The following is a 15,434-nucleotide window of genomic DNA, read 5'->3' as shown; positions in this document are numbered from 1 at the left end:
CATTATCGATATTGTTTCAAACGATCCTTCTGTAATAAATGATGGCGGTAATGCATCTCGACGAATATAAACCATTCCCTCGCATTTAACGCACCGAGTCTAGGATGTGGAGCGGTATTGAGCAACGATGATTGGTCCAGCCGGGGCTCGATCTCTTTCATTCGACGTAGCACTGTGTTCAGACCTTCGGTAATTTGTTCTTTATCTCTGGGTTGTTGAGGCGTGTACTGCGGTGAAGCTGGGACATGAATACGGATTGGTGGAAATCCACCTTGTTCAAATATAGCTTTCCCTGCCTCTGTTTTCCCCTCTGTGGTGCTAAAAGTATCCGCTTGCGTCATGCATTCCTCAATGCTACGAATTTGCATGAACAATGCAGAACCAATCAAATGAAGATACATTTGGCCAATAGACCATTCATTCTCACTCGGTTGTCGAGTCAGTTGTTCTATACTGAGAACATTTAATTCATCCAGATAGGTATTCGTTATTTCTTCCAAACACTTCAATGATTCGAGCGTATTCATAAACTTTAGACAACTCCTTTTCTTTAACTAGTCTCACTATACAGAAACGCTACTGACAACAGTATGTCAGTAGCGTTTTAACATTCTTTCAGCTTCTTCACGAACTCGGTCCCGAAGTGATTCGGGCTCTAGTACAACAACCTCTGCCCCCCACCCGAGCACCCAAGATAGTATTTCCTCGATCTGTCGGACACGAAGGGTCACAATCAATCCATCCTGATGATCCTCTAATGATTCCATATAAAAGTTATTCGATTCTTTTATTTTATCAGAAATGGTATGGTTCGCTTGAATACGAACACATAAATGGCGATCATCTGCAGGTTGGTAATCCTGCAAATTAAAATTCGACGGAACCTTGAATCTGTCTTCTAGAACGGTAAGGTTACTCATCCGAGATAATCGGAAATGGCGTAGCTCCTGCCGCAAATCACATCGTGCAATCAATATCCATGCACCACTGACAAGCACAAGTCCATAAGGGGCAACGGTACGAACGCTATCTCGCTTGTCACCATCTGCAGATGTGACTTTCGAATAATAGAAATTTACCTTCCGCTCCTCCAATATAGACTGGCGCCATGTTTCTATGTATTCTTTCTCTTGTCCACTATTTACAGCCTCACCTGAAGCTAATAATCTAATGCTTGTACGCACTCGAGTCGCCTCTCTTCGAACACTTTCCGGTAAAATAGCTTCAATTTTCCTTTGAGAGGTTTGTGCCCTCGCACCATAGCTTATATCAAATTTTTGTTCGATAAAGTCAGCTCCAATGAGCAACACTACGGCTTCTTCAACCGTGAAGCTCACGGGCGGCAAGAAGTAGCCCTCCATCAGAGAATATCCTAGCCCAGGAGAGCCTACAACTGGCACTCCTGCCTCACTAAGCGCTTGAATATCCCGATATATGGTCCTTCTACTCGTTTCAAATATTGCCGCTAGATCTTCCGCTCGCAAAACCCCTTTGCGTTGCAACTCAAGTACGATGGCTAACAAACGCTCTGTTTTGTTCATAGCTGCTACATCCTTTATTGTGATACATAAATCTCGACAGTATTATGGTAAGCCAAGTTGTCTGTAACGGCAAGTAAGTCGATTATGCATAGTAGAAGACCCGCTATTTAATCAAAAAGGCGACCTATCTTAAGTCAGCGCAGACGTTGTTACAATCGATTGATAAGATGCATTCACATGAAGAGGTGCCGTCGGCACGCCATTCTGGTCAAAGATCAGACGCACAGCCTCCAGCTCTTCCAGAGCAGGAACATGCCCTTCTACATAATCCATAATTCGGTCTCCGGCCGATTGGATACGGGCCATTAATCCGCCATAACGGATATCGAGCACTTCCCAACCAAACGCCTTATAGGTGAGCATCCACATCTTGCGGTGAGCCAGTCGTAGCTCCTCCACGCGCGTGATCAGTTCTGGTAATTCGGTGCTGACTATGGTCTTCAATTCCTCCACTTGTTTGGTATCATAGCTTCGCTTGATACGTACACCAAGTGTCGATTTCAAAGATAAAATACTAGCAAGCTTCTCATAGCTTTCGAATAACTCATAGAGTGGAGTTGGCATGCCCGGTACAGGCCTTCAGGCGTTTGTCTAGATGTACGTCGTCTACCTCATCTCCATAGCCGTGTTCCGCAAACAACTGGAGTCCAGCTAAAATGACATAATGGTTCGTTTCAATCCCGTTGTCACCCCATGCCGTAGCAAATACTTCCTTTAACCCTTTGTTCTTGGCGGCCCGGAGTGCTGGATGACTCGTAGTCCAGGTCTTACCGTAATTTGGAGCGCTAGAGTTCCACATGTGAATAACGCCCCAATCCGACCTGAAAGGCTTCATCCATACCGATATGAATCCGCTTCGAGCGGAATGTCTTTGCCGCTGTATGGATCATTTGCTCAATAAACTCATACGTCCCTTGCATCCGATTAAAGAAACTATCAGGGGGCCTTCTTCCTGAATAACGTCAATAACCAATCCATCTGGGTGAAGTTGAAAACCAAGCATGTCAGCTAACTGAGCTACACCTTGTGACATCTCTTCCGTCACGCCGTTCAAATGTAGTTTCATTTTCTCTACCTCCTCTTGTCTGATTGTCCATAGTACAATAAATAAAAGGGGGCTTTCCCGGTCACTTAAATGACTGAAAAAAGCCCCTCTCTGCACCTCTTAATTGAATTACATGTTAACAAGTAGAAACGGCTTCGCCGTCCTTTTTCAAAAAGATTATGCTTCCGATGCTAGCGATACTTCGTATCGCTTTAAGGCACCCGTTTCAGCGGAAATATAAGGAATAGAGTGTCAAGTCAAACTTATACTCCCTTATATTTTTAATAAAGACGAAGGCCTGTCGTCACAATTTCGTATGGTGCGATTACCATAGACAAACCATCTACGGCATTCTTCGCTAACGGCGGCATGGCCTCTTCCAATATTGTTGTTTTGTAGAAGTGTTCACAAGGAATGTCTGTACTTAATGTAAGTTCAGTTTGTTCCTTGCTCATGTTGTACCAACGTAGCATAAGATCTCCACTCTCTTCGTTCATCTTCATCGAAGAGAAGGCAAGCTCTGCATTCTCCCATTTAAAAGGAGTATACGCAGGAGAAATCGGACCTTCATGAACGTCGCTTTGGCACACAGTCCAAGGAATCTGGAACTGATAAGCTTCAGCATAAGCACCAGACGTCATACCGTCTCCCGTGTGTGGAATGAGCTCCATACGGACGGTATGCTCACCAAGGCATTGCGCTTCCGGTGTAGGGAACAATCCCCAATCGCCAAGTTCTCCCACACTGCGGAGCAATGTGATCGCGATTGTATTTCGACCGTCACGTAAAATTTCATACTCATTCAGGCCGAGATTGGCAACCGTAAGTCCAGCAGTTCCATCGCTTACGTCAACGAAAGCTTGCTGATGTTGCGTATTGCTCGGATTTTGCCATTCTGGCGCAGGCTCATTATCCCGCTTCACAACCTCAAACATCGAATCAATATGATGTACAGCGGTCTGTAGATCGGTAGGGAATAATGCCCGAACACGGTGATCCTTCGCTTGGTTATCCAGTTTCGTCTCGATTTGCACGCCTTTTCCGCCCTGCTCCAGCGTAATAACCGTACGGATCTTCAAGATCACAGTCTGGCTACTTCGCTGTGCAGTACGCTCTGGATAATACACCAATGCCCGTTGTTCTTCATCTAACTTCTCATCAGCTGATGTAGGAATTTCCCAGTCATGGGTAACTTCTACCGAAGCGCGATAAGGTGTATCTTCCAGCACGGAGATCCCTGCAGTAAGCCCCTTCGTCGTCAACGTCTTCTCACCATCAGGTTGTCTGTACATATATTCGTTACCGATATCTCCAGTATTCTCATATACTCCAAGATCACTGTAGATACGGCCTGTTGTTTTGTCAGTCAGCGTGAATGAACCGTCATTGGCAACATTCACTTTCATCGTAGCATTCTCCATCGTACGGTCTCCCGTAAATAAAGAATCGCTAGAAGCTAGAGCGCCTTCTTTCCGTACCCAAGCATACGTACGCAAGCCAATAGCTGGTACATCCTCTGCTTGGAACGTCAATTTGACCTTGCGACACATATACGGCTGGCGGAATTTATCGTTAGGCAAATCGTAGCCGAACAGAAGACCTAGATCTTCCACCGTGCAATTCAGCATATTTCCTTGCTCATCAACAAGCAGACGGCCGGAAAGATCAACGTCCTTCATCCGCTGCGCAGTCTCCTCAAGCGTGAATCCTTCCCGTAAATACAAACGAGCAGCGTCCAACTCAATCGATATGGTTCCCGTACGGCTCCATCCGGTCGTGTTCATCACGAGAAGTGGTAGAGGATCTTCACCAAACTGAGCAAAGCCTGAAGTGTTCACTGCTTCAGCAATGATACGTTTGCTGTCATCAATGATGCTCTCTGCCACATGGCGGCTCTTGTCGAAGCGCGTAACCATCTCACGATGAACTTCATCTACGCTACATCCACAAATACTATCGTGCGGATGGTTCTGCATCAACGTCTTCCAAGCATAAGTAAACAAATGATGCGGATAGTCTTGTCCCAACACATGAGCGATAGATGCAAGTGGTTCAGCGACCTTCTCTAGTATCGCTTGTCCTTCTTGATTCATCTGCTTCAGGTATACACGAGCTGATGCCGTATTCACAAGCGTGCCCCAACCATCCGTACGTTGGCTACGAAGCTCGCCTTTTACCGATGACAATTCACGATCCCCGGCGCCCTCAACTGCGCGTAGGTAATCTGGGAAGTTCGAATGAATAAACTCCGTATCCGGGTACAGTTCTTTCGCCTTCTCGATCGCTTCCGGTAGATCCAGTTGCAACGGTTGATGATCACAACCATTCATGAACAGTAGCTGATCTGTCGATGCATATTTCTCCGCATCTGCCAGCTTCTTATCCCAAAATGTCTTTGCCTCCGTTTCATCGGTAGGCACTTCATTCCCGTTAGAGTACCAGTTGGCAAACAAAATGCCGAGCACTTTGGAACCATCCGGTCCTTCCCAGACCAACTCGGAGAACGATGACTCATAGTCGCCATCTGACACCATATTGTTGAATCCAGTTGGCTTTACACCACGCCCGAAGAAGGCATTTGTGATGCCGGATTGCAACATGAGCTGTGGGGTTTGGCCGACTAAGCCAAATGTATCAGGGAAATAGCCAATCTTCGATGGCTCACCGTAACGTTTGGAATCCCGATGCCCGATCTGCATGTTACGTACGTTCGCTTCTCCGCTCGTTAGAAACGCATCCTGCAATATATACCAAGGGCCAATCAACAGCCGCCCATCTGTAATATGTCGTTGCAGCCGCTCCTGATTCTCCGGACGAACCTGGAGATAATCCTCCAGAATAATCGTCTGTCCATCCAAATAGAAACTCTTGAATTCCGAATCTCCATCTAATTTATCCAGTAATGCATCCACCAACTGGACTAGACGGACATGATGCTTCTCATAAGGTAAGTACCATTCCCGGTCCCAGTGTGTGTGTGAAATAATGTGCGCTGTTCTTTTGTTAGTCATAATCCACATGACTCCCCTTTCATTTAACCTTTATTATCAGAAGGGAACATCGACCTCATTCGGTCGATATTCCCTCTGTAGTTCTATCCGTTCAGTCTATTAAGACTCTACTTCCAGAGGATACTTCTCCATGTAATCGAGCAACTCATCAACAGTTGTAAATGCCAGTCCCGTTACCGTATCCGCACAGCCATAGTAAACGGCAATCCGTCCGGTTTCCGCATCCGTCAAAGCAGCACAAGGGAAGGTTACATTCGGAACATCTCCCACACATTCGTACAACGTTTCAGGTCCCATAATATAATTACGTGAGCGCGCTATAACCTTCCACGGCTCATTAATATCCAAGAGTGCGACACCCATACGATATACAAACCCATTGCAGGTGTTGATTACCCCATGATAAATCAACAGCCAACCCTTGTCAGTTTCGATTGGAACAGGACCTGGGCCAATTTTCTTGGACTGCCAAGCCGATGCATCTCCATCTACTGTGCCCATTACAAAACGGTGCTTACCCCAGAAGGTAAGATCAGGACTTACGCTGTAAAAAATGTCCCCGAAAGGAGTGTGGCCCGTATCACTTGGGCGGCTGACCATAGCATAATGATCATTGATTTTACGCGGGAACAACACACCATTGCGGTTATAAGGCAAGAAGGCATTTTCCAATTGGTGGAAAGTTTTGAAATCGGTCGTATAGGCAATTCCGATGGTAGGGCCATGATAGCCATTGCACCACGTAATATAGAAGCGGTCTTCAATTTTGATGACCCGTGGATCATAACGGTATTCGCGCTTAATTATTTCTTCGTCTCCCTCAAACACGATAGGATCGTGATTGATTGTCCAGTTCACGCCATCGTCACTGAAACCAGCGAAAATGTCCATGCTGACAGACTTGGAGTCGCAGCGGAATACGCCGGCAAATTTGCCTTCAAAAGGAACAACGGCCGAGTTGAATACACTGTTCGAATTGGGAATAGCATCCCGATTAATAATCGGATTGGCGCTATACCGCCAGATCGGCGCGTTGATGTTGGCAGGCTTCTCCTGCCAAGGGATGTTCGACAATTTTTCTCCGATAATTTTACTCATTTTCATATCTCCTTTTCATTAAAAGCATTTATATTTCAGGTCAATCCCGATTTGCCTTTTATAAGTCAGGCTTAGAGAATGCCTTCCTTCATCGCACGATACACAAGCTGTGAGAACAGACTATTTGACCATGCAAACCACTTACGGGTGAAAACCGTTGGATCGTCTACGTGGAATCCTTCATGCATATATCCAGTGTCAGCATCCGTACTCTCCAGCATAGCGATCATTTCTAATTTTTCTTCAGCCGTCTGAGCCGTAATTCCCTGCATGGATAACGCCATATGCCAAATGTAGTTCTCTGGCGTATGCGGACTACCGATACCTTTCGCCACTTTACCTTCGAAGTAGAATGGGTTCTCTTTGCTCAACGCAAAACGTCTAGTATTCTGATAAATGGGATCGTCCGCAGTCAAGTAACCAAGATAAGGGATAGACATCAATCCCGGAGTGCCTGCATCGTCCATCAAGCAGTAATTTCCGAATCCATCTGTTTCATAAGCATAGATCGGTCCAAATTCAGGATGACGATAAATACCATATAATTTGATACCATGATCAACTTCTAATTCCAAATCTTTCAGTTCAGCTAGGAATTCCATATCACGGAATACCCATTCCGCAAATTCCTGCATCTGACGAAGCGCCACAACCGCGAACATGTTACCTGGAATGTTGTAGTGGAAATCGCAAGCATCGTCACTAGAGCGGAAGCCGGACCAGATCATGCCCGTATAATTGACTGGCATTCCAAGCCCATTGTTACGTAATGAATCCTCAGGAATTCCATTATTCCGAGTGAATCGATAAGGAGACTGCTCGAAATGATGTTGCTCTGTTTTGAACAGGTCAAAGATACATCTCATTGCCGACTTGAAATCAGCGTTGAAGATATCCGTTAACTCCGTCTCTTTCCAGTAGGTATAGGCCAGACGAACAACAAAACACAAAGAATCGATCTCAAATTTACGTTCCCATACCCATGGTGACATGTCAGTAACATCCGTAGTATTCCAATGCCAATCGTTAGCAGACTCGTTGAATGCATTAGCATACGGATCGATATGAATATATTGAATATGACGTTTAATAAGCCCGCCTATGATACGTTGCAAGTCGGAATCATCCTTGGCAAACGGTACGTATTGAATCACCTGCTCCACCGAGTCGCGCAGCCACGAAGCCGGGATGTCTCCAGTAATGACAAAGGTTGTTCCATCATCCATCAGTTTCGTTGTTGTTTCTAGCGTATTGGGAAAACAATTTTTGAACAGTTGCAATAGCTTCGGTCGATGAGCCAACTTTTCCTCGGCTTCGGCCAGTACTTCTTGTATAGCTACCGGTAATGTAAGCTCAGGCATCGGTATTTTGGGAAGTCTGAATTGTTCCATGGTATTCTCGCTCCTTTATGTTATACATATTTTTAGTAGTTAATTTTAATGGTCTTGATCTCATACGGGGCGAATTGCAGTTCAATCCGACCACCCTCATGTTCTATCTTGTCCATCTCTTGCTCCAAAGCATTGGACACGAAGATGTTAGTACAAGCCTGCGGCCAGTTTAGTTCTACCGTTTCACGACCACCTGTGGATTCGTAAAAACGCAAGATACTGCCTATTCCATCCTCGGACGGTTTAACCGTATCGAGAATAACATGTTGTCCTGAGAAGTGGATTAAGGATTGCATGCTCGGTAGCGAACCTTGTTTAGTCTGGGATTGTACAACAACAGGAGCATGGTTCAGTTCAGCTGCTTTTCTGAGAGTATGAGCTTGACGCCAATCCTCAGTATGAGGGTAGAGTGAGTATGTGAACTCATGCTCCCCCAGATCTGCTGTTACATCTGGCCATTTCGGTGCGCGTAACAATGACAGGCGAATGGTACTGCCTTGAATGTCATAACCGTACTTGCAATCATTCAACAAGCTGACACCATATCCACGTTCAGATACATCCGCAAAACGATGGCCACACACTTCATACTGTGCCTGTTCCCAGCTTGTATTCCGATGAGTTGGACGTTCTAGTGCGCCGAACGGAATTTCATACGTCGCTTTGTCCGTTACTACATCTACAGGGAAGCCGACCTTGAGCAATTTATGAGATTCATTCCAGCTTACTTTCGTCTTGAAATCAATGCGCTGATCATGATGATATAGAATCATGTCTTGTGTAATCTCCGATTGATTCAGCTTCCAGCGGAAACGCAGCACATCCTGAATGACTCCAGAGCTAAGAAGTCTCATCTCCAGAAGCTCAGCATCTCCGGCTGGTTGCTCTTCATACCGAGTATCAATATCCCAAGCATCCCAAAGCGTTGGACGATCATGGAAGAAATGTAATCGGTTCGCACTTTCTCCAGGCTTAATTGCTTCCCGCTTTGCTGCTTTATCAAACAGGCTAACAATTTCACCCCGATCATTGAAACGTATACGGTAGTATTCGGTCTCCCACTCTTTGTTCAAACTAACTTCTCGATGGGTTCCAGAATGGATAGAAGCAGCAGAGTTTTTTTCGTCCACGTTTCTCAGCCAAATCGTCTTATAACCAAGCGCAGGTGCGTTTGGTACACGTATCCAAGCTATAGTCTTATCTTCCGCTTCATTAGCTGTGATATCCATGTCGAGACGGGTTCCTTCTCCGTCATAAGCAGCTTGTCCAGTCCATTCGTCCTCACTCGTAATTTCAATGATGGCATCTCGTGACCAGCCTAGACTGTTGAATATGATATAAGGCGTACCTTCGCCCTCTGTATTTACTTGTTCAGCTAACACTTCCAAACCTTGAGCAAGACCCTTATTTCCATGTTCAAAAATTTCCGTATATTCCTTCATCGAAGTTACATATGTTTCTGTAATCGCGGAACCCGGAATAATGTCGTGGAATTGGTTGAGTAAAATTAGTTTCCAGCCATCATGCAGTGACTGACTAGCCTCATCCCGTAGACCTGTCTCCATATCCGGCGCTGCAAGTGTGTTCCACATTTCAGCTTCCCGATATAGAACCTCAGCCTTCCGGTTGTTCAGCTTATTGCGGCCATGCGTAGTATAAGTTCCCCGATGAAGTTCAAGATATAGGTCTCCATGCCACTCTGGTAGCTGCGGTGATGCTTCCGTAATACCAGCGAAAAAGTCAGCGGCTGTGCTGTACTTACTAGCTGGTTGTCCAACCATTAGATCCGCACGATTAATGTATTCCAACATTTCGCGAGTGGCACCACCGCCACCGTCTCCATGTCCATATAGTAACATCTGCTCGTTATGCTTCGCTTTCTCCCGGAAAGACTGCCAATGTTCATGTACATCTTTCGGCAGCGTACTTTCATTTACACCATGATTCAGATAAGACAACATAGGTGTTCCATCAATGCCGACCCAGTGGAATAGATCATAAGGGAATACATTCGTATCGTTCCATCCAAGCTTCGTCGTCATGAAGTACTGAATTCCACCATGCTTCAGAATCTGCGGCAGAGAGGCACAGTATCCGAACGTATCCGGCAACCATTCGATTTCAGAGGTCATACCGAACTCTTCCTCATAGAATCTTTGCCCATATAACATTTGGCGCATGAGAGATTCGCCGCTTGGAATGTTCAAATCAGGTTCAACCCACATTCCGCCAACGAGTTCCCAACGTCCTTCTTTAATTCTTTCCTTCACTCTTTCATAAAGTTCAGGGTCGTTATCCTTTAAGAAAGCAAACAATAGAGGCTGGCTTTGAGCGTATTGATACTCTGGGTACTCATTCATGAGCGCATCAACCGTTGAGAAAGTTCGACTCGCCTTACGAACTGTCTCCCTTACCGGCCATAACCAGGCGATATCAATGTGTGATTGCCCAACCATGTGAATCGTACCTTCGGTATTCCCGCCGATTTCCCCAGTTCTCTTCTTCAAGCGTAAATCTATTTCCGTAACGAGGTTGCCCTCCCGAATGGATGCTTCATCAAGTGCTACAAATTCATCCATAGCGCTATACAACGCCTCGATAAGGCGTGTACGACGGAAATCCTGCTCCGGCAATAACACGGCGGAATCACGAATAACAGTTGCCGTATACATCAAACTTTGTACCGGGCGATTAACACGAACGATCAAGCTTTGAATCGAGCGGATTGGCGGTTGAATTACCGCCTGCTGATTCAACGGGTCCACTGGCTCAGGAATAGGATCAAACAATTCAATTTCAAGTTCCATTGGACGTCCTACAATGTCCGCACCTAATGTAACAAATGTATGATTGCGATCTAAACCTTGATATGAATTGCCGTTTATACGAAGTATTCCTTCGCCGCCAGATTGAAATATCAAGCCGACATGAGATTTCAGCCAATCTTGTGGAATCTCTAAGCGGAAACGAAAAAAGTATGTTGTTCCTTGTTTACTTGGAAAAAGGTCAAAGTCCCCTCCCTCCGTATAAGGTGCCAAGTTGTCGTACTCTCCTGGCAGTTTATATGTGGATGATATGATCTCCCAATCACGAAGTTCACGCTGATCCAACCATTGAGACTCGGATAGCTCTCGAATAAAACGTTTGATCCGTTCCATCTTTATTAATCCTCCTGCACAATTAAAGTTGCATGTAGCGTATCGTTCACGTGTTTTCCTACCAATACGCGGAATTCACCAGGTTCTACAACTGGCTTGTAATCCAAGCCAATATACTGAAGCTGTTCGGCTCCAACCGTGAACTCAACTGTTTTGCTTTCTCCTGGAGACAGCGTCACCTTACGGAAACCTTTTAGCTCTTTGGCTGGTCTAGTTATAACACTGACTGTATCGGAGATGTACAGCTGTACTACCTCTGCACCTTCCATGTCACCGGTATTACTTACTTCTAACGTAACAGTAGCTACCCCATCCGCAGATATTACTTCCGGCTGCACCGTGAGATTGGAATAACTAAATTCCGTATAACTCAGCCCATAGCCAAACGGATAGCGCGGCTGTGAGTCGTCTTCTAGATAACGTTTGCCTCTGGAACGCTTGCCATTGTAATAAACCGGGAGCTGACCTACATGCTTCGGTATAGAGATCGTCAATTTACCCGACGGGTTCACATCACCAAACAAGATATCTGCAATCGCATGACCACCCTCTTGACCTGGATACCAAGCCTCAAGAATTGCATTTGCGTTGTCTTCAATCCAAGGTTCCGCAATCGGACGACCGTTTATATAGACAACCACTATGGGTTTGCCAAGCTTATGAATTTCTTGAATCAATTCAAGCTGAACTCCTGATAGCTTCAAAGACATACGATCTATGCCTTCCCCGCAGTCCATATCACTCCAAGAATGATCCGTAACCTTTGAGGCACCTGTCTTCAGATCGATAGTTCCTTCACCAAAATCGCGTGCACTTGATCCTCCAACAACCATAACAACGGTATCTGCTTGCTTTGAGCAAGTAATAGCATAATCAAAGCCTTCTTTGGAATCATCTTTAATCCGGCATCCAGGAGCATAAAGAACGCGTTCTGGTTCCTCTGCAAGCTTACTCCGGATACCGCCAAGAACAGTCGTTACCCTTGAGCTAGGTTGTGGTGAAGTATAATCTCCGAGCTGATTGTAGCCCACATCGGCATTCGGACCAATGACAGCGATCTTACCCGAATCTTTAGATAGGGGAAGGATATTACCCTCATTTTTCAATAGAACAATGCCCTCCCCAGCAATCTTCCGGGCAAGTGCGATATGCTCTTCACTACCAATTACTTTGGATGCATTTTTTGGATCGGCGTACGGGGAATCAAATAATCCCAGTTTGAATTTCAGATTCAGCACACGGCGGACCGCAGTATCAACTATTGATGGGTCTAGTTTTTCTTGGCGTACAGCTTCGAGCAGGTACTTCCCGAACATTTCACCAGACATCTCCATATCAATGCCCGCGGAGATTGCTTGTACAGCTGCATCCATTCCGCCATCAGCAGTATCATGACCTGAGGCCAGCATGTCTATGGCCCCGCAGTCGGTTATGACCATACCGTCAAATCCCCACTCTGTACGGAGAATATCCTGTAATAGCTCTCTATTCGTCGTACAAGGCATACCATCAATCTCGTTATAAGCTGGCATGATTGATACAGCGCCCGCTTCCACCGCTTTCTTGAACGGAAGCATATCAACTTCAAGCAACTCTCTCTTGCCCATATGCACAGGCCCAGCATTTCTGCCGCCCTCTGAGCTACCGTAACCTACAAAATGCTTCAACGTGGCGATCACACTATCTTCTTGATCCAACGATTTCCCCTGAAGTCCTTCCACAGAAGCAACTGCCAGTTCACTGATCAGATAAGCGTCTTCGCCAAAGCATTCTTCAGTTCGACCCCAACGAGGGTCACGCACGACATCAAGAACTGGAGAATAAGTAACCGCACCCCCTTGGCTCCGTGTCTCCCGTGCTACAGCACGACACATTTCACGATACAGATCCACATTCCAAGTACTGCCGAGACTTAGCGGTACTGGGAATACCGTGGCACCAATCGCCATATGTCCATGCGAGCATTCCTCTCCGATCAAGATAGGAATACCCAAACGAGAATGCTCTATTGCATAACGCTGAATTTCATTGACTGCCTCGGCACCTTCTGCTGGGGATAGTCCAGTCTCGATTGTAACTCCCGTCCACGGATCAGCGCGAAGCACGCCGTACAATGAACCTACACCGCCATTTTCCACCTGTTTCTTGAAAGCTTCAGTAAGCTCGATCTTACCGTCTATATTCTCATAAGTCTGCCATCCGAATGGTTGGATCAATTGGCCGATCTTCTCTTCTAAAGTCATCAGACTGAGCAAATGTTCCACCCGATCGGAAGTAGAATTGTTACGATCCTTGTAGATCATAGTTGCCTTCTCTCCTTCTGTGAGGATCTTATTCTTTAACAGCCCCTATAGTAAGGCCTTGGATGAAATAACGTTGGAAGAACGGATATGCGAAAATAATAGGTAACGTTGCCAGAACTACCATCGCCATCCGCGAAGTGTCTTGTGGCAAGGATCTCAAAGCTTCTAATCCAAGCGGACTATTCTGCGCGTTCTGCATAATGAATTGCATACTGGTCTCAATACGCATCAACATAGATTGCAACGGTACGAGATTAGGACTATCAATATAGAGTAACGCATTAAACCAGTCATTCCAGTAACCAAGAGTACAGAACAAACCTATCGTTGCTAGACCTGGAAGGGATAACGGAAGTACCAATTTAAGAAAAATACGAAACTCCCCAGCTCCATCAATTGTCCCCGATTCGATAATGGCATCAGGAACACTCGTGCTATAAAAGGTCCGCAAGATCATAATATAAAAGGCGTTTGCAGCCAGTGGAAGAATCAAAGCCCAAATCGAATCTTTGAGACCCATTAATTGTGTAACTACGATATAGGTCGGAACAAGTCCGCCATTAAACAACATGGTGAAGAAGGCGAAAAAGGCGAAAAAATTACGATATCTAAAGCTTTTTCGCGAAACAGCATAGGCGTAAAAGGACATAATCAGTAAGCTGATGATAGTACCTACGACTGTGACAAAAATAGTCACCCCGAATGAACGAAATAGCGTATCGCCCATGTCGAATACGTATCGGTAAGCTTCAAAGCTCCATTTCTCTGGAATTAATCTGTAACCATTACTGGCAAGCGATTTCTCATCTGTGAGGGAAATGATGACCACAAACAGAAAAGGAAATACGCACAGAAAGGAAAAGATGCTAGCTATGAGGTTAAACGAAATATTCATCGGTTTTGATAAATTATGAAAATCGCGTTCTTTCTTTTTTCTTTGAGACATAATCCTCACTCCCTTCGGTATATTTAGAACAAGGCGTTATCCTTGTCAAACTTGCGTACGATATAGTTAGATGCCATAACAAGGGAGAAACCTACAACAGATTGATACAATCCCGCAGCTGCGCTCATGCCAATCTCACCCGTTGTTTTGAGACCACGATAGACATAGGTATCGATAACATTTGTTACTGCATACAAAGTTCCAGAGTCTCTCGGTACTTGATAGAACAAGCCGAAGTCTGCGTAAAAGATTTTTCCAATCGCTAACAATGTCATTATCGTGATGATCGGTCTAAGAAGCGGTAGCGTAATACTACGAATTTGTTGAAGCTTGTTGGCGCCATCAATCATAGCCGCCTCATAAAGCGATCTATCAATTCCCATAATAGATGCTAGATACACAACACTGTTATATCCTACTGCTTTCCATAGATAAACAAGTACTAGAATAAACGGCCAATATTTCGATTCCGTATACCATTGAACCGGTCCGATGCCCAAAGATTCAAACAACCCGTTCAACAATCCCCGGTCCGAGCTTAAGAAGCTGAATGTGAAATAACCGACGATGACCCATGATAGAAAATAAGGGAGAAACATGCCGGTCTGGTATAATTTCGAAAGTTTCTTGTTGGTTATTTCTGACAGAACAACAGCTAACAATACTGATAAAGCCAATCCTACAAATATAAAAACAATGTTATAAAGTAGTGTGTTTCGTGTAATTATAAAAGCGTCCTCCGTGCTAAATAGAAATTTGAAGTTATCAAGTCCAACCCATTTACTATTTACAATACTGGCCCAAAAACCATCACGGTGGAAACGATATTCCTTGAAAGCAATGATTGTCCCAAACATTGGAAGATAGGCAAATAAGAGGAACCAAAGCGCGCCGGGAAGAACCATCAATAGCATAACTTTATTCTTTACGACATTTCTAAA

12 protein-coding genes are annotated in these 15,434 nt (G+C 45.1%); all 12 read right to left on the bottom strand.

Annotated features, from left to right (window positions below; genetic code table 11):
- Positions 1-2: 2 nt before the first annotated feature.
- The 12 genes from ACP8HI_RS24040 to ACP8HI_RS23985 all read right to left on the bottom strand — a co-directional run bounded on the left by ACP8HI_RS24040 (position 3) and on the right by ACP8HI_RS23985 (position 15,407).
- Positions 3-527 carry a DinB family protein gene (locus ACP8HI_RS24040; RefSeq protein WP_438348630.1) on the bottom strand — a complete coding sequence of 175 codons (525 nt, stop codon included), beginning with the start codon at positions 525-527 and terminating at the stop codon, positions 3-5.
- Between the two features lie 66 nt (positions 528-593).
- Positions 594-1,541 (bottom strand): helix-turn-helix transcriptional regulator, encoded by a 948-nt coding sequence (locus ACP8HI_RS24035; protein ID WP_438348629.1) that lies wholly within the window; start codon positions 1,539-1,541, stop codon positions 594-596.
- Positions 1,542-1,670: 129 nt separating this feature from the next.
- Positions 1,671-2,105, bottom strand: coding sequence for a hypothetical protein (locus ACP8HI_RS24030; protein ID WP_438348628.1), 435 nt, complete (start codon positions 2,103-2,105; stop codon positions 1,671-1,673).
- Entirely contained in the window at positions 2,086-2,340 is a 255-nt protein-coding gene (locus ACP8HI_RS24025; RefSeq protein ID WP_438348627.1) for a hypothetical protein, read from the bottom strand. Before ACP8HI_RS24025 ends, ACP8HI_RS24030 begins: the two co-directional genes overlap by 20 nt.
- Positions 2,341-2,427: 87 nt before the next feature.
- The gene (locus ACP8HI_RS24020; RefSeq protein WP_438348626.1) at positions 2,428-2,607 is read right to left on the bottom strand and encodes a hypothetical protein; all 180 of its coding nucleotides are present in this window, start codon (positions 2,605-2,607) and stop codon (positions 2,428-2,430) included.
- A 260-nt stretch (positions 2,608-2,867) separates the two neighbouring features.
- Positions 2,868-5,597, bottom strand: coding sequence for an alpha-mannosidase (locus tag ACP8HI_RS24015; RefSeq protein ID WP_438348625.1), 2,730 nt, complete (start codon positions 5,595-5,597; stop codon positions 2,868-2,870).
- A 99-nt stretch (positions 5,598-5,696) separates the two neighbouring features.
- On the bottom strand, positions 5,697-6,695 hold the full coding sequence (locus ACP8HI_RS24010; protein WP_438348624.1) for a glycoside hydrolase family 130 protein: 999 nt from the start codon (positions 6,693-6,695) through the stop codon (positions 5,697-5,699).
- Positions 6,696-6,766: 71 nt separating this feature from the next.
- Positions 6,767-8,086: a glycoside hydrolase family 125 protein gene (locus ACP8HI_RS24005; protein ID WP_438348623.1), complete on the bottom strand. Its 1,320-nt coding sequence runs from the start codon at positions 8,084-8,086 to the stop codon at positions 6,767-6,769.
- A 32-nt stretch (positions 8,087-8,118) separates the two neighbouring features.
- Positions 8,119-11,244: an alpha-mannosidase gene (locus tag ACP8HI_RS24000; RefSeq protein WP_438348622.1), complete on the bottom strand. Its 3,126-nt coding sequence runs from the start codon at positions 11,242-11,244 to the stop codon at positions 8,119-8,121.
- A gap of 5 nt (positions 11,245-11,249) precedes the next feature.
- Positions 11,250-13,547: a glycoside hydrolase family 3 N-terminal domain-containing protein gene (locus tag ACP8HI_RS23995; protein WP_438348621.1), complete on the bottom strand. Its 2,298-nt coding sequence runs from the start codon at positions 13,545-13,547 to the stop codon at positions 11,250-11,252.
- A 28-nt stretch (positions 13,548-13,575) separates the two neighbouring features.
- Positions 13,576-14,493, bottom strand: a complete 918-nt coding sequence (locus tag ACP8HI_RS23990) for a carbohydrate ABC transporter permease (RefSeq protein ID WP_438348620.1) — start codon at positions 14,491-14,493, stop codon at positions 13,576-13,578.
- A gap of 23 nt (positions 14,494-14,516) precedes the next feature.
- Entirely contained in the window at positions 14,517-15,407 is an 891-nt protein-coding gene (locus ACP8HI_RS23985; RefSeq protein WP_438351970.1) for an ABC transporter permease, read from the bottom strand.
- Between the last annotated feature and the right edge of the window lie 27 nt (positions 15,408-15,434).

It is taken from the genome of Paenibacillus sp. FA6, assembly GCF_051550225.1.
GTDB lineage: Bacteria > Bacillota > Bacilli > Paenibacillales > Paenibacillaceae > Paenibacillus_AQ.
The sequence above is the reverse complement of the archived record's forward strand: the minus strand, read 5'-3'. Positions and strand labels throughout refer to the sequence as shown.

What these genes read in the sequence shown, in the direction of transcription:
- ACP8HI_RS24040 (WP_438348630.1), bottom strand. Translation starts at nt 527, where the DNA reads ATGAATACGCTCGAATCATTGAAGTGTTTGGAAGAAATAACGAATACC.
- ACP8HI_RS24035 (WP_438348629.1), bottom strand. Translation starts at nt 1,541, where the DNA reads ATGAACAAAACAGAGCGTTTGTTAGCCATCGTACTTGAGTTGCAACGC.
- ACP8HI_RS24030 (WP_438348628.1), bottom strand. Translation starts at nt 2,105, where the DNA reads ATGCCAACTCCACTCTATGAGTTATTCGAAAGCTATGAGAAGCTTGCT.
- ACP8HI_RS24025 (WP_438348627.1), bottom strand. Translation starts at nt 2,340, where the DNA reads ATGTGGAACTCTAGCGCTCCAAATTACGGTAAGACCTGGACTACGAGT.
- ACP8HI_RS24020 (WP_438348626.1), bottom strand. Translation starts at nt 2,607, where the DNA reads ATGAAACTACATTTGAACGGCGTGACGGAAGAGATGTCACAAGGTGTA.
- ACP8HI_RS24015 (WP_438348625.1), bottom strand. Translation starts at nt 5,597, where the DNA reads ATGACTAACAAAAGAACAGCGCACATTATTTCACACACACACTGGGAC.
- ACP8HI_RS24010 (WP_438348624.1), bottom strand. Translation starts at nt 6,695, where the DNA reads ATGAGTAAAATTATCGGAGAAAAATTGTCGAACATCCCTTGGCAGGAG.
- ACP8HI_RS24005 (WP_438348623.1), bottom strand. Translation starts at nt 8,086, where the DNA reads ATGGAACAATTCAGACTTCCCAAAATACCGATGCCTGAGCTTACATTA.
- ACP8HI_RS24000 (WP_438348622.1), bottom strand. Translation starts at nt 11,244, where the DNA reads ATGGAACGGATCAAACGTTTTATTCGAGAGCTATCCGAGTCTCAATGG.
- ACP8HI_RS23995 (WP_438348621.1), bottom strand. Translation starts at nt 13,547, where the DNA reads ATGATCTACAAGGATCGTAACAATTCTACTTCCGATCGGGTGGAACAT.
- ACP8HI_RS23990 (WP_438348620.1), bottom strand. Translation starts at nt 14,493, where the DNA reads ATGTCTCAAAGAAAAAAGAAAGAACGCGATTTTCATAATTTATCAAAA.
- ACP8HI_RS23985 (WP_438351970.1), bottom strand. Translation starts at nt 15,407, where the DNA reads ATGCTATTGATGGTTCTTCCCGGCGCGCTTTGGTTCCTCTTATTTGCC.